An 18,593-nucleotide genomic window follows, 5' to 3' on the forward strand; every position below is an offset into this window, starting at 1 on the left:
CGAAAAACACAAAACCCCGCAGGCGTTTGCCGGCGGGGTTTTTTCATTTCCGGATTTAGAGTTCAGCGCGGCAGGTCGGTAGAGCCGGTCAGGAACTCGTCAACAGCGCGCGCTGCCTGACGGCCTTCGCGGATTGCCCAGACAACCAGGGACTGACCCTTGCGCACGTCGCCGGCAGCATAGACCTTGTCCAGGCTGGTCTTGTAATCGTCGGTGTTGGCCTTGACGTTGGTGCGGCCATCCAGCTCAAGCTTGTCGCCGGCTTCGGCGATGTAGGTTTCCAGCAGCGGGCCGGAGAAGCCGATAGCCGCCAGAACGAGGTCTGCGCGCAGGATGAATTCGGTACCTTCGATCGGGCGGCGTTTTTCATCCACGCGGGCGCATTTGACGCCGGTAACCTTGCCGTCTTCGCCGACAAGGGCAAGCGTTGCGGCAGAAAACTCACGCTCAGCGCCTTCGGCCTGCGACGACGAGGTGCGGAACTTGGTCGGCCAGTACGGCCAGATCGCCAGCTTGTCTTCCTTCAGCGGCGGGATCGGGCGAATGTCGAGCTGCGTCACCGACAGGGCTCCCTGACGGAATGCGGTGCCGACGCAGTCGGACGCGGTGTCGCCGCCGCCGATGACGACGACATGCTTGCCACCGGCCCAGATCGGGGCCTCGTCGCCTTCCGGCTCACCGCCGACCCGGCGGTTCTGCTGGACCAGGTACGGCATCGCCCAATGGCAGCCTTCCAGTTCCATGCCGGAGACACCCGGATCACGCGGACGTTCGGCACCTGCGCACAGGATAACCGCGTCGTGACGCTCTGCCAGTTCTTCCAGGGCAACGGTTACACCGACATTGACGCCGTAATGGAACGTCACGCCTTCAGCTTCCATCTGCTTCACGCGGCGGTCGATGTAGTGCTTTTCCATCTTGAAGTCGGGAATGCCGTAGCGCAGCAGGCCACCGGCCTTCGGCTCACGCTCATAGACATGCACGGTGTGACCAGCGCGGGCGAGCTGCTGGGCGGCCGCCATGCCTGCGGGGCCGGAGCCGATGATCGCCACTGCCTTGCCGGTCTTGGTCGCGGACAGCTCCGGTACGATCCAGCCTTCTTCCCAACCCTTGTCGGCAATCGCCTGTTCCACGCTCTTGATGTTGACCGGAATGTCTTCCAGGTTCAGCGTGCAGGCTTCCTCGCAAGGAGCCGGGCAGATGCGCCCGGTGAACTCGGGAAAGTTGTTGGTGGAATGCAGGTTCTTGAGCGCGTAGTCCCAGTCGCCCTGGTAGACCAGATCGTTCCAGTCCGGGATCTGGTTGTTAACCGGACAGCCGGTCGGGCCGTGGCAGAACGGAATGCCGCAATCCATGCAGCGGGCCGCCTGATTGGTGACGTCCTGGTCGTTCAGCGGAATGGTGAACTCGCGGAAATGGCGAATACGGTCAGAGGCAGGCTGATACTTCTGTTCCTGCCGATCGATTTCCATAAAACCGGTTACCTTGCCCAAGGCGACCTCCTCAAAATTTCATGCGTCTGTCCAGGGTGGCTGCAATCGGCCGCGTCATGCGGCCGAGAGCCAGTTCGTGCGTTTGGCCGGATTATTCGGCGGCGACCATGCCGAGGCGCTGCTCTTCCATTTCGCGCAGGGCCCGGCGGTATTCGACCGGCATCACCTTGACGAACTTGGGCCGGTACTGGGTCCAGTTGTCGAGGATTGCCTCGGCCTTTGTCGAGCCGGTCAGTTCCAGATGTTTCGTCAGCATCTGGCGCAGGCGCTCATCGTCATGGCGGGTCATGTCGCAGGAAAGGTCCACGCGGCCCTTGTGCTCGATATCGCCACCATGGTGGTGCAGCTTCTCCAGAAGATCGTCTTCTTCGGTCACCGGTTCCAGTTCGACCATGGCCAGGTTGCAGCGGGAGCCGAATGTGCCGTCTTCATCGAGCACATAGGCAATGCCGCCGGACATGCCGGCCGCGAAGTTGCGTCCGGTCTGGCCGATCACGACGACGACGCCGCCGGTCATGTATTCGCAGCCGTGGTCGCCCACGCCTTCGACAACGGCAACAGCGCCGGAGTTGCGAACTGCAAAGCGTTCCCCGGCAACACCGCGGAAGTAGCATTCACCTTCGGTTGCGCCGTAGAGCACCGTGTTGCCGACAATGATCGAGTTTTCCGGCACGATCCGGGTGTTCTCCGGCGGGCGGACGATCAGCTTGCCACCGGCAAGACCCTTGCCGACATAGTCGTTGGCATCGCCGACAAGATCAATGGTGACGCCGCGGGCGACGAAGGCGCCGAACGCCTGGCCTGCCGTGCCCTTCAGATTGATCTTCAGGGTGTCGGGGTGTTTCAGGCCCTTGTTGCCGTACCGCTTGGCGATTTCACCGGAGAGCATGGCACCAACCGACCGGTCAACGGAACAGATCGTCTCGTCGACAATTGTCGGTTCCTTGCTGTCCAGGGCCGGCTTGGAAGCGGCAATCAGGCGACGGTCCAGGATGTCGTGGATCGGGTGATCCTGACGCGTGGTCCAGCGGGTCTCTTCCGGTTTTGCTTCCGGCTGGAAGAAAATACGGGAGAAATCGAGACCCTTGGCCTTCCAGTGATCGATCGCGGCTTCCTTGTCGAGGAAGTCGGACCGGCCGATCATGTCTTCCATCGTTTTGAAGCCGAGGTTGGCCATCAGCTCGCGCACTTCTTCGGCGACGAAGAAGAAGTAGTTGATGACGTGTTCCGGGGTGCCCTTGAAGCGCTTGCGCAGGACCGGGTCCTGGGTGGCGATGCCGACCGGGCAGGTGTTGAGATGGCACTTGCGCATCATCAGGCAGCCTGCAGCAATCAACGGTGCGGTCGAGAAACCGAATTCGTCGGCACCAAGAAGCGCACCGATAATGACGTCCCGGCCTGTGCGGATGCCGCCGTCGACCTGAAGGGCGATGCGCGAGCGCAGTCCGTTCAGCACCAGGGTCTGCTGGGTTTCGGCAAGGCCGATTTCCCAGGGAGAGCCGGCGTGTTTGATCGAGGTCAGCGGTGATGCACCGGTGCCGCCGTCGTAACCGGAAATCGTGATGTGGTCGGCGCGTGCCTTGGCAACGCCGGCAGCAACCGTTCCGACACCCACTTCCGACACCAGCTTGACCGAGATATCGGCTTCCGGGTTGACGTTTTTCAGGTCGTAGATCAGCTGCGCCAGATCTTCGATGGAGTAGATGTCATGGTGTGGCGGGGGCGAAATCAGGCCGACGCCCGGGGTCGAGTGACGTACCTTGGCGATCACCGCATCCACCTTGTGACCCGGCAACTGGCCGCCTTCGCCGGGCTTGGCGCCCTGGGCAACCTTAATCTGGATCATGTCGGAGTTGACCAGATATTCCGTGGTCACGCCGAAGCGGCCGGAAGCAACCTGCTTGATGGCAGAGCGCTGCGGGTTGGACGAGCCGTCCGGCAGCGGATTGAAGCGCTCCGGCTCCTCGCCGCCTTCACCGGTGTTCGACTTGCCGCCGATCTGGTTCATGGCGATTGCCAGGGTCGTGTGAGCTTCACGCGAAATCGAGCCGAAGGACATGGCGCCGGTGACGAAGCGCTTGACGATGGCTTCAGCCGGTTCCACCTGGTCGAGCGCAATCGGCGAGCGGCCGATTTCGTCCGCGGACTTGATCCGGAACAGGCCGCGGATCGCGTAGCGTCCACTCTTTTCGTTCACTTCCTTGGCGAAGGCGCGATAGGTGTCCGGGAGCTTCGCGCGCACTGCATGCTGCAGCAGCGCGACGGAGTCCGGGGTCCACATGTGGCTTTCACCGCGGGTCCGGTAAGCGTATTCACCGCCAACTTCCAGCGAGCGGCGCAGGATGGCGACGTCGCCGAAGGCCTGCTCGTGGCGCAGTACGGTTTCATCGGCGACTTCGGCAAGGCCGATGCCTTCGATCATGGTTGCCGTGCCGAAGAAGTACTTCTTCACGAAGGACGAGCCGAGGCCGACAGCGTCGAAGATCTGCGCGCCGCAATAGGACTGGTAGGTCGAGATGCCCATCTTGGACATGACCTTGAGGATGCCCTTGTCGATGGACTTGATGTAGCGATAGACGACTTCGTCCTGATCGACTTCCTCCGGGAAGTCCATTTCCATGTGCATGGAAAGCAGCGTTTCAAACGCGAGATAAGGGTTGATCGCTTCCGCGCCATAGCCGGCCAGAACACAGAAATGGTGGACTTCGCGCGCTTCACCCGTTTCCACCACCAGGCCAACAGAGGTTCTCAGACCCTTGCGGATGAGGTGATGGTGCACGGCAGCGGTTGCCAACAGTGCCGGGATCGCGATGCGTGAGCGGCTGATCAGGCGATCGGACAGGATGATGATGTTGTATCCGTCCAGAACCGCTTTTTCGGCGCGCTCGCACAATTCGTCGAGAGCGCCTTCCATACCGACAGCGCCTTTTTCGGAATTGTAGGTGATGTCCAGCGTCTTGGCGGAGAACTGGTTGTCGGCGATGTCGCCGATGGCGCGGATCTTCTCCAGGTCCTCATTGGTGAGGATCGGCTGGCGCACTTCCAGGCGCTTGGAGGTCGACAGGCCTTCAAGGTCGAAGATGTTCGGACGCGGGCCGATGAAGGAGACAAGGCTCATCACCAGCTCCTCGCGGATCGGGTCGATCGGCGGGTTGGTGACCTGAGCGAAGTTCTGCTTGAAATAGGTGTAAAGCAGCTTGGACTTGTCGGAGAGCGCTGAAATCGGCGTGTCCGTGCCCATCGAGCCGATGGCTTCCTGGCCGACGGTTGCCATCGGGGTCATCAGAAGCTTGATGTCTTCTTCCGTGTAGCCGAAGGCCTGCTGGCGGTCGAGGAGGCTTTCACCGGCTACCGGCGCGCGCTGGCGCACGCCCGGAAGGTCTTCCAGTACGATCTGGGACCGGTGCAGCCAGTCCTTGTACGGGTTGGCCGTGGAAAGCTGCCGCTTGATTTCGTCGTCGGAAACGATCCGGCCTTCGTCCATGTCGATCAGCAGCATTTTGCCCGGCTGCAGGCGCCATTTCTGGACAATGCGCTCTTCTTCGACCGGCAAGACGCCAACCTCGGAAGACATGATGACGAAGTCGTCGTCGGTGACGATGTAGCGGGCAGGACGCAGGCCGTTCCGGTCCAGCGTTGCGCCGATCTGGCGGCCATCGGTGAAGGCAACGGCTGCCGGGCCGTCCCACGGCTCCATCAGGGCAGCGTGGTATTCGTAGAAGGCACGACGGTTGTCGTCCATCAGCGGGTTGCCGGCCCAGGCTTCCGGGATCAGCATCATGGCCGCATGGGCGAGCGAATAACCACCCATGACCAGGAATTCGAGGGCGTTGTCGAAGCAGGCGGTGTCCGACTGGCCTTCATAGGAAATCGGCCAGAGCTTGGAGATATCGTCGCCGAGCAGCGCCGACGATACGGACGCCTGACGCGCCGCCATCCAGTTGACGTTGCCGCGCAGCGTGTTGATCTCACCGTTGTGCGCAACCATCCGGTAGGGGTGCGACAGATCCCAGGACGGGAACGTGTTGGTGGAAAAACGCTGGTGGACAAGGGCCAGGGCCGACGAAAAGCGCTCGTCCTTCAGGTCGGCGTAATAGGCACCAAGCTGATAGGCAAGGAACATGCCTTTGTAGACGATGGTCCGGCTGGACATTGAAACGATATAAAAGCCTTTCGAAACCGCATCGGTTTCGGCACGCACACGGTTCGAAATGACCTTGCGCAGTACATAAAGGCGGCGTTCGAAGGCATCTGCCTCACCGCCGGTCTTGCGGATGAAGACCTGACGGGAAACCGGTTCGGTGGCAGCGATGTCCGTCGCCTTGGAAAGCGATGAATTGTCGACGGGCACGTCACGCCAGCCGATCAGTTCCTTGCCTTCGTCTTCAATGACACGCTCGATGATGGCTTCGCACTTGGCGCGCAGCTCATCGTCCTGCGGCATGAAGATGAAACCGACACCATATTCACCGGCATCGGGAAGCGTGGTGCCGGCGTTCGCGAGTTCTTCTGCAAAAAACGCGTGCGGGATCTGCACCAGCATGCCTGCGCCATCGCCCATCAACGGGTCGGCACCAACCGCGCCGCGGTGCGTGAGGTTTTCAAGAACCTGCAGACCGTCGGCAATAATCTTGTGGGACTTCTCGCCTTTCATGTGGGCGACAAAGCCGACACCGCAGGCGTCGTGTTCGCGCGACGGATTATAGAGCCCTTTGTCGGCGGCCGTGCTCAGTCGTTCCGCAAGTGTAGTGGTTGCGGTGGTCTTCATGTCCACGCTCCCAGCTTGCATGGCTGTGCTCGTCGTCAGCTCTATCTTCGTCATGTGCGCCCTCACTGTTGACCCCAGTGCCGCCGTGGCTGGGAGCGTCCGGTTCCGTTCGGGTCGCATTCCATCAAGAATGCGGTCCGGCGAACCCTGGCTTTCCTGCCCCGGCTCTGTTGTTGTATTAACCACGGCCGTTTATCAAAGCAAACCGCCGCATTGACGCAGCGGTCCTCCGCTGCCGAAACGTTCCGTCTCGCTTCCTTGCGGATCCTCCCCGGATCCGCCCAGTGGTCAGCCTGGCTATCACCGATGCCTTTTTGTCCTGCGCCCTGTCCGGGCCGTTTTGGGCATGGCGATAATTGGGACAGCATACCTGTCCTATTCCAAGCGGCGCGAACATGACAGATTTCGCCGTCGTGAGCAAGAGTGTTTCTGCGTCGCCGCATTATAATTGTTTCGCGCGAAAAGTGCCAATCGTCCGGAAAGGTCAAAACCGACGATAAATATGTAAGAATCTTGCGTTTGTTAAACTTTGTGCAGTTATGCTCGCAAAACAGTCACATGCGTTTGATTTCCTATTTATCTTCAATAGGGTCATCTACGGTGGGTGACTGGCGGCCCAGCAAAAACGCCGGTACGCAGTGATTTTTCAACGACGAGAGGAGATCGAGATGAAGCATAAGGCCATGTCTGCAGCAATTGTTGCCGGTGCGGTGGCAACCGCGGTTGCGGGTCTGTCGTCAACCGTTCCGGCTCACGCCCAGGCCAAGGAAAAATGCTATGGTGTGTCCCTGAAAGGTCAGAACGACTGCAAGGCGGGTGCAGGTACGACTTGCGCCGGTACGTCGACCGTCGACTATCAGGGCAACGCCTGGACGCTCGTCCCGAAGGGCACCTGCGTGACAATGGATGTTCCAGGTGGCCGTCACGGCTCTCTGACCGAACTTACGCGCGACCTGCCGGAAGCCTGATAGGCTTCAGACGGCCGCAACTGCGGCAATCTGGTCAGGCAGGCAGCTTCTTATCCCGCACTTGGTGCCGAGGCGGGCAGGGCGCCAGCCCTTTCAAAGTCAAGAGCCATGGTGCTTCAGTCAGTCCAGTCTGAAGATGTCCTCAGCCAGTGTGCCTGCCTGACAAAACTTATTCCACCCGGAGGACTCCATGGTTTCCGATACCCGATCAAACCCGGTACAGCGCTGCGAGGCGGCCGTTCCGGCTCGCGCCGGAGCCGGCCTGAAGCCGGAGCATGTTGCGGCTATTCTGGAAACGTCCGCGGATATCGGTTTTTTTGAAGTTCATGCCGAAAACTACATGGGGGCCGGCGGTCCGCCGCACCGGCAACTGGAGGCGATCCGCGAGCGGTATCCCCTGTCTCTTCATGGTGTCGGTCTTTCGATCGGCGGTGAACAGCCACTGGACAAGGATCACCTGCGGCGCTTGTCAGACCTGAACAAGCGATATGAACCGGGACTGTTTTCCGAACATCTGGCCTGGTCGACGCACGACACGACTTATTTCAACGACCTGCTGCCGGTACCCTATGACGAAGCTACGCTGAATCGTGTGTGCGATCACATAGATGAAGTGCAGGAGACCGTCGGACGGCAGATGCTTCTGGAAAATCCGTCGACGTACGTCGCCTTTGCACAGAGCACGATGAGCGAACTGGATTTTCTGAGCGAGATCGCGCGCCGGACCGGCTGCGGCCTGTTGCTCGACATCAACAACGTGCATGTGTCCTGCACGAACCACGAGAGATCCGCGAGAGATTATCTTGCCGCCTTCCCGATGGCCGCCGTCGGCGAAATACATCTTGGCGGTCATGCGCCTGACCGGGATGACGCCGGACGGCCACTGCTGATCGACGCGCACGACCGGGAGGTGGATCTTGCGGTCTGGCAGCTTTATGAAGATGTCATTCGTCTGCAGGGGCCGCTGCCGACCCTGATCGAGTGGGACAACAATGTTCCCGCCTGGCCGGTTCTGCTTGCCGAGGCACAAGCCGCGGATCGCATTCTGGCGCAGCCTGCAGAGGCTGGCAGAAAGCAAGCGGTCTGACATGCGTGGTCCGCTCGCCCTGCCGCAGGTCAATGCCGCCTCGTTTGGGCGTGCGCTGCTCGACCCGCAAATGGCAACGCCCGATGGACTGACTGGTCCGGACGGAGAAACAGCGCCGAAGCGATTCAATGTCTACCGCAACAACGTCATCGTCAGCCTGTGCGAAGCGCTCGGTGAAAGCTTTCCTGCTGTGAAGGCGCTGTTGGGGGAAGAGTATTTCAGGGCGCTTGCCCAGGCCTTCGTGACAGCTCATCCGCCGGTGTCGCCTGTGTTGATCTGGTACGGCGCCGGTTTCGCCGATTTTCTGGACGCGTTTCCGCCGCTCAAGGCATATCCTTATCTCAGCGATGTTGCCCGGCTGGAATGGTCTTGGCTCCAGGCCTATCATGCTGCGGATGCCGCGCCTCTCGATCCGGCAATCCTGGGCAGCATCGATCCGCAAAGACTCGGGGGCGTTCGCTTCGTACCGCATCCGGCGGCGCACGTCGTGACATCTGCCTGGCCGATCTGGGCGATTGCGCGAGCCAACAGGTTTGAACCCGATGAGGCTGAAGCTGTCGATCTTGACGAGCCGCAATCGGTAATGATTACCCGTCCGGACATGGAGGTGGATGTCTATCTGCTGCGTCCGGGCGGGGCTGTTTTCACGATGGATCTCCTGCAAGGGCAGACGCTTGCAGCAGCGGCAAGCCGGGCTCAGGAGGACGACGACGGTTTTTCCTTGTCCGATTGCCTTTCGGACTGTCTAGCAGCTGGTGCATTTTCCGCCCTGCAACTGGATGACTAACACGCACGCGGCAAATGGCTGCCGCTTGATCATGGGGGATTAGATGGGTGTGCTGATTGGGTTTTTTGTCAGGCTCTACACGATGGTGTTCGGAGCTCTGGAACGGCTGACAAATGGCTGGTTCATCGGGCTTGCTGCCCGGTTCATTTTTGCCGCGATCCTGCTGCAGTTCTTCCTGAACTCGGCGATGACGAAAATCGGCGGCAACATCATGAACATCTTCACGCCAACCGCAGGTGCCTATGCGCAGATGCTGCCCAAGATGATGGAGCAGGTCAGCTACGACACCAGCCAGATTGCGTTCTTCCCGTATGGTCTCATGGTGCTTCTGGGCACCTGGGGTGAATTTGTCCTGCCGGTGATGGTTGTTGTCGGTCTATTCACCCGCTTCGCCAGCCTTGGCATGATCGTCTTCATCTGCGTCATGACCTATGTCGACATCTATGGACATGGGGCTGACGCAAAGACGATCGGGGCACTGTTCGACGGTGAACCCTATGCGATCATTGCCGATGACCGGTTGCTCTGGATCTTCCTGTTGCTGGTGCCGGTGCTCAAGGGGCCGGGTGTCGTCTCGCTGGACTGGCTGCTCGGCCGGTCCTATCGCAAGCGCGAGATGTACTACTGAAAAATCGGTTGCCGGTTGTGATGCCAAGTGATTAAACCGGCACATGAATTTTGCCAGTGACAATTGGGCGGGTGCGGTTCCGGCGGTGATGTCGGCGCTGGCCCGCCATAATGACGGGTTCTCGCCGGCCTACGGCACCGACCCGTTGACCGATTCCGTCTCCGCCACGTTCAACGAGATCTTCAAACGCGAGGTTGCCGTCTTCTTCGTGGCGACCGGTTCAGCGGCGAATTCTTTGGCGCTGGCTTCCTGTGCCAAGCCGGGCGGGGCGATCTTCTGCCATTCCGGTGCGCATATTCAGGTTGATGAATGCAATTGCCCCGAGTTCATGACCGGCGGCAACAAGCTGTTGAGCGTGAAGGGACCAAACGGCCGGTTCTCCGCCGATGCCCTTCGCGAAAAGATGGCGCAGGTTCCTGACGGTGTTGTCCACCATGGTCAGGTCGCGGCCGTTTCCATCAGCCAGGCAACCGAATGCGGCACAGTCTATACGCTGGATGAAATAGGCGCGATCAAGGATGTCTGCCGGTCCCGTTCGGTGCCGCTTCACATGGACGGCGCACGATTTGCCAATGCGCTTGTGACGCTCGGCTGTTCGGCGGCCGACATGACATGGAAAGCGGGTGTGGACCTGCTTTCCTTCGGAGCCACCAAAAACGGCTGCTGGTGCGCGGAGGCCGTGGTTTTCTTCGATCTGGACGCCGCAAAATCCTTTGAGTATTTCCGCAAGCGCGGCGGTCATCTTTTCTCCAAGAGCCGCTTCGTGGCGGCCCAGTTCGAAGGCTATTTCCAGGATGACACCTGGCTGACGACCGCAAGCCACGCCAACGGCATGGCGACCCGTCTTGCTGAAGGGATCCGGCAGGCCGGAGGGCGTACTGCCTGGGCGGTGGAAGCCAACGAACTGTTCCCGATCCTGAAACGCAGCCAGATGGAAGCGCTTCAGGCGGCCGGTGCCAAGCTCTATGAATGGCCGGCAGAGGGCCTCGCCGAAGGCCACGCCCCGGCATCGGACGAAGTCTGTGTACGTCTCGTCACCAGTTTCGCAACGACGGATGAAGACGTCGATGCGTTTTTGAAAGTGCTGTCCGGGACGGTCTGAGGGCCGCCTCTCGCGCGGCGAGATATCTCGTGACGCGCAGGAACATCAAAAAAGGCGCCTGGTTTCCCAGGCGCCCCGATGATGCGATTGCCGCAGTTGAACCAGGCGGTTAGTGAGCCGTGGTTTCGATCTGCTTGGTTTCACCACTGGTGATTTCGATCTTGCGCGGCTTCATGGCTTCCGGGATTTCCCGGACAAGATCAACGTGCAGCAAGCCGTTTTCGAGGCTTGCCCCTTCCACGCGAACATGTTCGGCAATCTGGAAGCGGCGTTCAAAGGTGCGCGAGGCAATGCCGCGGTAGAGAATTTCCCGGCTGGCATCTTCTTCAGCTTTTTCACCCTTGATGGTGAGTGTGTGCTCCTTGGCTTCGACGCTCAGTTCGTCGTCGGAGAAGCCTGCCACGGCCATCGTGATGCGGTAGGCGTTTTCGCCCGTGCGCTCGATGTTATAGGGCGGATAGCTCGGCGCTTCGTTGCCGGCGGCATCGAGCATCGAGAAAAGCCGGTCGAAACCGACGGTGGAGCGGTAAAGCGGAGAAAAGTCCAAGTGACGCATGTGTCTGTCCTCTCTTGAGCAACTGATACTTCACTGATGTTGAGCAGTCCTTCGTCCCCCGGATTGGCGGGACAGGCTGCGGTGCAAACCCGGTTTGGCGCTTGCATGAAGAGATTTGGTTATTCGGATTTTCATTTCAAGAGGCAGGAAATATGGGGCGTCGTGGAAACATGAACGCCACATGAACAGTGCCTTCCGGTTGCGTTCAAGTGGCCCGGTGCATCTTCAATCCAACGTCAGCACGGCGCTGGCGGAACAAACTGGAGATTTGAAGATGTTTGCCAATGTTTCGAAATTGTCCGCCCCGATCGCCGGTGCCATTCTGCTGGTGTCCGCAGGTTTCATCACCACTGCATCCGCTGCCCCGCTGATCGGAAAAACCCAGATCGAACCGGCGAAAGCCGAGCTGGTGGTCAAGGTCGATCATCGCCGTGGTAACGGGCGTGGCGGCAACTGGAACGGCCGTCACGGAGGCCGCCATTTCGAAATGGGTCCGCGCCAGATCCGCCGCAGCCTGCGTCACCGCGGTTTCGACCATATCAAGATCCTCGACCGCCGTGGCCCGATGTACATCGTCCGGGCAAAAGGCTGGCGCGGCATGCCGGTTCGGCTGGTGGTCGATTCCCGCAATGCCAACATTGTCCGCAGCCATCCGATCGGTAACCGTGGTCACTGGCAGCGCCGCTGGTACTAAGCAGCAGCTACAAGCTGTCTGACACTTTCAGGGCCGGCTTCCCAGGGAGCCGGCCTGAAGCTTGTTGTGAGGGGCGCCTGGCACGAGTATCACTTGACGATGCAAGACAAAGCCGGACGGTGCCGGCAGGATCTGCAGGCGTGACGAGTTGTTGACGAAAAACCATTATCTGTTTGAAAAACAAACTCTCAACGAACCCGAGTGATTCGCAGCGCATGACCTTGATCGACCATCCCGACAATCCGGTGCCTGAAGGGGCGCGATCCGGGTTCGTCACGACGCCGGACGACAAGAAGATCCGGTATGCGCATTGGCCCGCCGCCGGTGCCCGGCGCAAGGGTACGGTAACACTGCTTCAGGGGCGGGCGGAGTTCATCGAGAAATACTTCGAAGTGATCGAGGATCTGCGTCAGCGGGGCTTTGCCGTCATCGCCTTCGACTGGCGCGGGCAGGGCGGGTCGCAACGCCTGACACGCAACCCCAGACGCGGGCACGTTTCAAACTTCAACAAGTACAAGCTGGATTTGCGCACCGTCCTGAAGGAAGTCTCACTGGCGACCTACCCCGGGCCTCACTTTGCGCTTGCCCACTCTACCGGAGCGCTCGTTGTCCTGTCCGATACGGACCGTCTGCGGACGATGCTGGACCGCGCAGTGCTGACAGCGCCGCTGCTGGGCCTGCCGACGGGAACATGGTTTCCCGGTCTGGTGTCCGGGTTCCGGTCGATCCTGCGCAAGCTCACTCTGGGGCTGTTTGGCCGCCCGGGCCTGAAGGCAACCTCTCCAAAGACGTCCTGGTTGATCGAAAAGGTTGCTATTCCGGTTGCCCGCCTGTTGTCGATGTTCGGACTTGGCAGGTTGTTTGTGCCCGGGGGCAACGCTGAAATTTCCGTCGCCTACGAAAACAACCGGCAAACGACGGACAAGGCGCGGTTCGAGCGGTTCAACAAGGTGCTGGAACAGGCGCCGGAGCTGGGTGTCGGGTCTCCCACTCTTGGTTGGCTGGGGGCGACCGGTCGCGCCATGCTGGCGCTGCGCCGGCGGGAGGCCGGGCCGAACATCAAATTACCCTGTCTGGTGTTGGCTGCGGGCAACGACCGGATCGTCTCCACACCCATGATCGAGGACTTCGTGGCGCGGGCGAAGGCGACTGCCTATGTGGAAATCGCAGGCGCCGAACATGAGCTGATGATGGAGCGCGATGCCTTCCGCGACCAGTTCTGGGCGGCGTTCGATGCCTTTGTGCCCGGTCTTGAAGCCGAACAGGCGCTGGAACGGGCTGGAAGCTGATCCCGCGCCCTGATGTGGCCGTGTGGCCGGTCAGGCTGCCTTTGCGAGGTCCCGCAGGAGGATTTCATGCAGACGCGGGTCGCCTGACGCAACGATCTGGCCGCCGTCGGCCGGAGAGCCGCCGGTCCACGTCGTGACAACACCACCTGCGCCTTCAATAATCGGCACAAGTGCAACGATATCATAGGCTTGCAGACCGGATTCGATTACCGCGTCGCCGTGGCCGGCTGCGACCATGCAGTAGGCATAGCAGTCTGTGCCATAGCGGGATAACTGAACGGCCGCTTCGATCTGGTCGAACGCCTGGCGTTCGCCATTCTTGAAAAGTGCCGGTGTGGTGGTGAAAATAGTGGCATCTTCCAGCTTCTGACAGGGCCGGGTCTTGAGCTGCCTGGCAACCAAAGGTCCATCGTACCAGGCCGTCTTGCCGTCGCCACCGAACCGTTCGCCGATATAGGGCTGAACCATCATGCCGAGGCTCGGGACGCCATTGGTCCGCAGGCCGATCAGCGTCCCCCAGGTGGGCAGGCCGGTGATGAAGGCACGAGTACCGTCAATCGGGTCAAGCACCCACACATGTTCCGCGTCGAGATTTTCCGGGCCGTGTTCTTCGCCAAGGATTCCGTGGTCCGGATAGGTCTCGTTGATCAGGGCGCGCATTGCCGTTTCACCGTTCTTGTCGGCGATGGTGACCGGGTCGAAGCCGGCTTCCCACTTGTTGTCGATTGCAAAGCCCTGGCGGAAATGCGGCATGATCGCACCGCTGGCTGCTTCCGCCAGCCTGTCCAGAAACGGGGCAAACAAATTGGAACTGGAAACAGGCCCTGCCGACATCATTACCTCCTGGCTGCGGAAACCGCTCAAAACCCAAATCAACGTGAATTGCCGCTTGTATAACCGGTTCTGCAAAAAAATGAATCTGCAAAACCTGAATGACTGCTCATACTTTGATCAGTTTGAAAGGGCTGTCGGGCTTGACCTTTGTGCGGTGCAATGCGATTTTATTGCGGTGCGATACGTTGTGTCGTACCGCCCTCCTTGGGCGTTTCCTCCCTAGACTCGGGCCGCCTCTTTTGAGAGCGGCCTTTTTTTTGGGTCCGGGGTTTTATTCCGCTGCGATGGGGTCCGCCGGCAAGGCTGCATCCGGCATGGAGGTCAGTTCGCGGGCAAACTGGCGCAGGTTGTGGAAGAGGTCGCCGAAGCCGGGGGTCGGTTGGTGGGTTGCCTCGTCCATATAGAGCCCGCGATTGATTTCGATCTGCAGGGCATGCAGGCCGCTTGTGGGGCGGCCGTAGTGTTCGGTGATGAAGCCGCCCGCATACGGCTTGTTGCGCGAGACGGTGTAGCCCATCTCCTTCAGCACCGAGCAGGCGAACTCCGTCAGGTCGCTGCTGCAGCTGGTGCCATAGCGGTCACCCAGGATGAAATCCGGCCGCGTGTCGGTGGTCTGGCATTTCACGCTTGAAGGCATGGAATGACAATCGATCAGAACCGCGTAACCGAAGGTGACATGGGTCTGGGCCAGAAGCCGGCGCAATGTGGTGTGGTAAGGCTTGTAGATCTCCTCCACCCGGCTGAGGGCTTCGGATACCGGCAGCTTGTGCCTGTAGATCTCGTGGTTCTCGCTGACGATGCGGGCCACGGTGCCAAGCCCACCGGCTACGCGGATCGAACGGCTGTTGGCATAGGTCGGCAGACGCCCGTCGAACATCTTCGGGTCGAGCTCATAGGGCTCGCGGTTCACATCCAGGTAGGCCCTGGGGAAATGCGCACGCAGCAGCGGCGCGCCGAGCGGCACGACATGAGCAAACAGATCGTCGACATAAGCATCCTCCGACCGCCGGATGGCTGTTTCGTCCAGGCGGGAAGACGCTAGAAAGCTTTTGGAATATTGCCTGCCGGAATGGGGTGAATTGAAAACGAACGGAACCCTTTGGTCCGCAGGACACAAAACTTCAAACGCTGGGAAGCCGTTAAAGTCCGCCTCGAAGGAGGCTTGTGGAGAAGGCTGCTTGTCGTCCGTCAATGGTGTGTCCTGGTTGCCGCCCGGTGCAGGCCATGGCCCATGGTGCCAAGGAATCGCGGCGCAGTCCACCTTGGTGGGATCAAAAGCCCCGCGGCTGTGGGGAAACATCTGGTGATCGAGGGCAGGAATGGCCAGATGCCACGAATGCCATAGCCGTACCAATGGCCCGGGAATGCATACGCCACGACGATTTTCCCCAACGTGAGAAGCCGACAGGTTCTCACGAGGCAAGTGACGGTTCGTTCTCAACAAGAGCCTATCCACACCGTGGGGACGTGATCCAATTCACCCTATCATTCTGTGGAATTCGAGCTATAACCGGCAGAAAGGGAACCGAACCCACACGAACAAAGGACCTGGTCAATTACGATGCCGCGTATCCTGCTTGCCGAAGATGATAATGACATGCGCCGCTTTCTGGCGAAGGCGCTGGAAAATGCCGGTCATGACGTCGTTTCGTTCGATAACGGCAGAAGCGCCTACGAGCGCCTGCGCGAGGAACCGTTTTCTCTGCTTCTGACGGATATCGTGATGCCGGAGATGGACGGGATCGAGCTGGCGCGCCGGGCTACGGAACTCGATCCGGACCTGAAGGTGATGTTCATTACCGGTTTTGCCGCCGTTGCCCTCAATCCGGAATCGGATGCTCCCAAGGACGCCAAGGTCCTCTCCAAGCCATTCCATCTTAAAGATCTTGTCCAGGAAGTGGAGCGCATGCTGGCCGCCTGACAAGGTGTTGACGCGGCGGAAAACAGGGGTTGCGAACCGGGCTGGGGAAATTTTGACAGTTCGGTGAAAAAGGGGGGTTGCACAGTTTGCGGATCCCCGTTATATCGCACTCCACCACGGCGCTGGGGCGTCGGACTACCGAGAAATTCGGGCGTGTAGCTCAGCGGGAGAGCACTTCGTTGACATCGAAGGGGTCACAGGTTCAATCCCTGTCACGCCCACCATTATTGCGCTGATTGAAGTTTCAAGAAGCGCGGATTGATCAGAAGACAGGCGCAGGACCTGCCGCAGCTTCTAGACCAATCCAGTCAAACGTGAGCGCCTTTGGCGCTCATTTGGTTTAAAGAAGCAGGGCCCTTGTGGGGACAGTGACATGAAGATCAAAAACTCGCTCAAAGCGCTCATGACCCGCCACCGCGACAACCGCATGGTTCGCCGTAAAGGCCGCGTCTACATCATCAACAAGAAAAACCCGCGTTTCAAAGCACGCCAGGGCTAATCTTGTTGCCGCGCATTGCGTGGCGGAAGAACTGAAAATCTCTTCCTGAACAAGGCTTTATCTTGTTGTTGGGAGAGGCGGCCAGGTCTCTGCCACCGTAGCGCACGAAGATGTGTCAAATTCCCGGATTGACCGCCGCATCCAACGATCCATAATCGTCGGATGCGGATTTTTGTGTTTGCCCTCCTGTTTCTCGCCGGCACCAGTCTAGCCAGCGCCCAGCCTGTTCCAGATCTCGGTCCGGAAGCAGAGCCACCTTCTGCCGAAGACTTCAATGCTCTTCCCGAAGATCTTCCGGAAGACGGCGGGCAGGTGGTCGTCGATGAGAGTGATCCGGAAGACGAGAAGTCGCGTCTGGACGAACTCTTTGCCAATCTCGCCAAATCGGACAATCCGAAGGAAGCCGAGCGTATCGGCCGGGAAATCCAGATGCTCTGGATGGATTCGGGCAGTGATACGGTGGATGTGCTGATGTCGCGGGCCGGCAAGGCAATCCAGGCTGACGATCACGCTTTGGCGCTGGACCTTCTGGACACAGTGGTCATCCTGAAGCCGACTTATGCGGAAGGCTGGAACCGGCGTGCGACAGTCCACTACATGACGGAAGATTTCGGCAAGTCCCTGGTTGATATCGAGCGCACACTGGCGTTGGAGCCCCGTCATTGGGGGGCCTTGTCGGGGCTCGCCATCATCCAGCGGCGTCTGGGGTTCGAAAGCGAAGCGCTGGCGACGTTCCGGCGGGCTCTTGAAGTCAACCCGAGCCTGGAAAATGCCACCAAGGCCGTGAACGATCTGGAAAAGGAAGCCGAGGGCGAACCCGCTTGAGGCAAGCCCGCCTGAGGTAAGTCCGCCTGAGGTAAGCCCACCTAAGGTAGGCCTAGCTGAGTAAGCTTGGTCAGTCTGTCTTTATGCCGCCGGGCTTGAATGCTGCGAGCGCGGTGCTATGTCCGGGCTATGATCCCGTTCCTGAATGCTCTTCTTGTCGCCGCCTGTCTGTTTGTCGCCTACTCGCTTTTCAGGGCAAGGCAGATTTCGCGCACCTACACACCTGACGGCAGTCTTGCCGAGGTGAACGGAGCGCAGATGCACTATCACTTCATTCCTGCGCCACAGGCGGCCAGCGAGCGGCCTGTGCTGGTGTTCCTGCATGGGGCCAGTGGCAACGCCTATGACATGAAGTTGGCTTTTGAAGGCGCATTCAAGGGGCGCTATTCGCTTCTTTTCATCGATCGTCCGGGGCTTGGGTTCTCGCAGCGCTCCAGAACGGGCCGGAACACGCCTGAAAGCCAGGCCGAGCTGATTGCCGGATTGCTCGCGAAACTCGGCATCGAGACATCAGTGGTGGTGGGGCATTCACTCGGAGGGGCCGTGACGGCAGCTGTGGGCCTAGCTGCACCGGAGCGGGTAAAGGGGCTGGTCTTCCTGGCTCCTGTCAGCCATGTGTGGCCGGGCGGCGTCAACTGGTACTACAAGGTTGCCGCGATGCCTGTCATCGGCTGGCTGTTTGCCTGGACGCTGACGATCCCTGTCGGCGAGCGGCTGGTGCCACAAATGCTGAAGCATGTTTTCCATCCGGATCCGCCACTTGCCGGCTATGCGGCGTCTGTCCGTCTGCCGCTGCTTTTCCGTCCCGAAAGCTTCCGCTCGAACGCGGCGGACATCTGCAGCCTGAAGGAAGCTGTCCGGCAACAGTCCCGGCAGTATGGAAAGCTGGGGCAGCCGTCGCTGATCATCACGGGTACGAAAGATACGGTGGTCTGGCCATCGATCCATTGTGAGGGCCTTTTGCAGGATCTGCCGGATGTGGAGCTGTTGATGCTGGGCGCGGCCGGTCATATGCCCCAGCATACACATGCAGATGAAATCGTGTCCGGTGTCGACAGACTGGTGGCGCGGATAGAGGCGTCAGAGGACAAGGCGGGAGTGGCTGAAGCCAGGGCCGGGACATTGCGCACGGCATGAAAAAG

General features: G+C 59.9%; 16 protein-coding genes and 1 tRNA gene. 12 read left to right on the forward strand and 5 right to left on the reverse strand.

Annotated features, from left to right (window positions below; translation table 11 throughout):
* Positions 1 to 62 precede the first annotated feature (62 nt).
* Positions 63 to 1,493, reverse strand: coding sequence for a glutamate synthase subunit beta (locus tag ACYQ6M_RS00520; protein WP_031270545.1), 1,431 nt, complete (start codon positions 1,491 to 1,493; stop codon positions 63 to 65).
* A gap of 91 nt (positions 1,494 to 1,584) precedes the next feature.
* Positions 1,585 to 6,261, reverse strand: coding sequence for a glutamate synthase large subunit (gltB, locus tag ACYQ6M_RS00525; protein WP_460071536.1), 4,677 nt, complete (start codon positions 6,259 to 6,261; stop codon positions 1,585 to 1,587).
* Between the two features lie 668 nt (positions 6,262 to 6,929).
* On the opposite strand from gltB, the gene ACYQ6M_RS00530 reads away from it, so the two are divergent.
* The 5 genes from ACYQ6M_RS00530 to ACYQ6M_RS00550 all read left to right on the forward strand — a co-directional run bounded on the left by ACYQ6M_RS00530 (position 6,930) and on the right by ACYQ6M_RS00550 (position 10,833).
* Complete coding sequence (locus tag ACYQ6M_RS00530) at positions 6,930 to 7,229, forward strand: BufA1 family periplasmic bufferin-type metallophore (RefSeq protein WP_023003557.1); 300 nt, start codon at positions 6,930 to 6,932, stop codon at positions 7,227 to 7,229.
* Between the two features lie 190 nt (positions 7,230 to 7,419).
* A complete protein-coding gene (gene bufB, locus ACYQ6M_RS00535) occupies positions 7,420 to 8,316 on the forward strand; it encodes an MNIO family bufferin maturase (RefSeq protein WP_023003554.1) in 897 nt (298 codons plus the stop codon).
* A gap of 1 nt (position 8,317) precedes the next feature.
* The gene (locus tag ACYQ6M_RS00540) at positions 8,318 to 9,103 is read left to right on the forward strand and encodes an HvfC/BufC N-terminal domain-containing protein (protein WP_460071539.1); all 786 of its coding nucleotides are present in this window, start codon (positions 8,318 to 8,320) and stop codon (positions 9,101 to 9,103) included.
* A 43-nt stretch (positions 9,104 to 9,146) separates the two neighbouring features.
* A complete protein-coding gene (locus tag ACYQ6M_RS00545; protein ID WP_023003550.1) occupies positions 9,147 to 9,731 on the forward strand; it encodes a DoxX family protein in 585 nt (194 codons plus the stop codon).
* 43 nt (positions 9,732 to 9,774) lie between these two features.
* Positions 9,775 to 10,833 (forward strand): threonine aldolase family protein, encoded by a 1,059-nt coding sequence (locus ACYQ6M_RS00550; RefSeq protein WP_460071541.1) that lies wholly within the window; start codon positions 9,775 to 9,777, stop codon positions 10,831 to 10,833.
* A 109-nt stretch (positions 10,834 to 10,942) separates the two neighbouring features.
* Here the strand turns inward: ACYQ6M_RS00550 and ACYQ6M_RS00555 are convergent, their stop codons facing one another.
* Entirely contained in the window at positions 10,943 to 11,389 is a 447-nt protein-coding gene (locus ACYQ6M_RS00555; RefSeq protein WP_023003544.1) for an Hsp20 family protein, read from the reverse strand.
* Positions 11,390 to 11,663: 274 nt separating this feature from the next.
* On the opposite strand from ACYQ6M_RS00555, the gene ACYQ6M_RS00560 reads away from it, so the two are divergent.
* Together ACYQ6M_RS00560 and ACYQ6M_RS00565 are read left to right on the forward strand one after the other, a co-directional pair.
* Complete coding sequence (locus ACYQ6M_RS00560) at positions 11,664 to 12,083, forward strand: hypothetical protein (RefSeq protein ID WP_460071543.1); 420 nt, start codon at positions 11,664 to 11,666, stop codon at positions 12,081 to 12,083.
* 215 nt (positions 12,084 to 12,298) lie between these two features.
* On the forward strand, positions 12,299 to 13,372 hold the full coding sequence (locus ACYQ6M_RS00565; RefSeq protein WP_460071545.1) for an alpha/beta fold hydrolase: 1,074 nt from the start codon (positions 12,299 to 12,301) through the stop codon (positions 13,370 to 13,372).
* A 30-nt stretch (positions 13,373 to 13,402) separates the two neighbouring features.
* Here ACYQ6M_RS00565 and hisN read toward each other — a convergent pair whose 3' ends face one another.
* Positions 13,403 to 14,209, reverse strand: a complete 807-nt coding sequence (hisN, locus tag ACYQ6M_RS00570) for a histidinol-phosphatase (RefSeq protein WP_460071547.1) — start codon at positions 14,207 to 14,209, stop codon at positions 13,403 to 13,405.
* A 268-nt stretch (positions 14,210 to 14,477) separates the two neighbouring features.
* Complete coding sequence (locus ACYQ6M_RS00575) at positions 14,478 to 15,323, reverse strand: N-formylglutamate amidohydrolase (protein ID WP_161633288.1); 846 nt, start codon at positions 15,321 to 15,323, stop codon at positions 14,478 to 14,480.
* A 444-nt stretch (positions 15,324 to 15,767) separates the two neighbouring features.
* Between ACYQ6M_RS00575 and cpdR the strand changes: the two genes are divergently transcribed.
* The 5 genes from cpdR (at position 15,768) to ACYQ6M_RS00600 (ending at position 18,588) form a co-directional block, all read left to right on the forward strand.
* Complete coding sequence (cpdR, locus tag ACYQ6M_RS00580; RefSeq protein ID WP_006932209.1) at positions 15,768 to 16,127, forward strand: cell cycle two-component system response regulator CpdR; 360 nt, start codon at positions 15,768 to 15,770, stop codon at positions 16,125 to 16,127.
* 149 nt (positions 16,128 to 16,276) lie between these two features.
* A tRNA-Val gene (locus ACYQ6M_RS00585) sits at positions 16,277 to 16,351 on the forward strand.
* Between the two features lie 149 nt (positions 16,352 to 16,500).
* Complete coding sequence (gene ykgO / locus ACYQ6M_RS00590) at positions 16,501 to 16,626, forward strand: type B 50S ribosomal protein L36 (protein ID WP_006932207.1); 126 nt, start codon at positions 16,501 to 16,503, stop codon at positions 16,624 to 16,626.
* A 162-nt stretch (positions 16,627 to 16,788) separates the two neighbouring features.
* Entirely contained in the window at positions 16,789 to 17,451 is a 663-nt protein-coding gene (locus tag ACYQ6M_RS00595; protein WP_460071550.1) for a tetratricopeptide repeat protein, read from the forward strand.
* A gap of 129 nt (positions 17,452 to 17,580) precedes the next feature.
* Positions 17,581 to 18,588, forward strand: coding sequence for an alpha/beta fold hydrolase (locus ACYQ6M_RS00600; RefSeq protein WP_460071552.1), 1,008 nt, complete (start codon positions 17,581 to 17,583; stop codon positions 18,586 to 18,588).
* Positions 18,589 to 18,593 lie beyond the last annotated feature (5 nt).

Source organism: Roseibium sp. ROS1 (assembly GCF_054658215.1).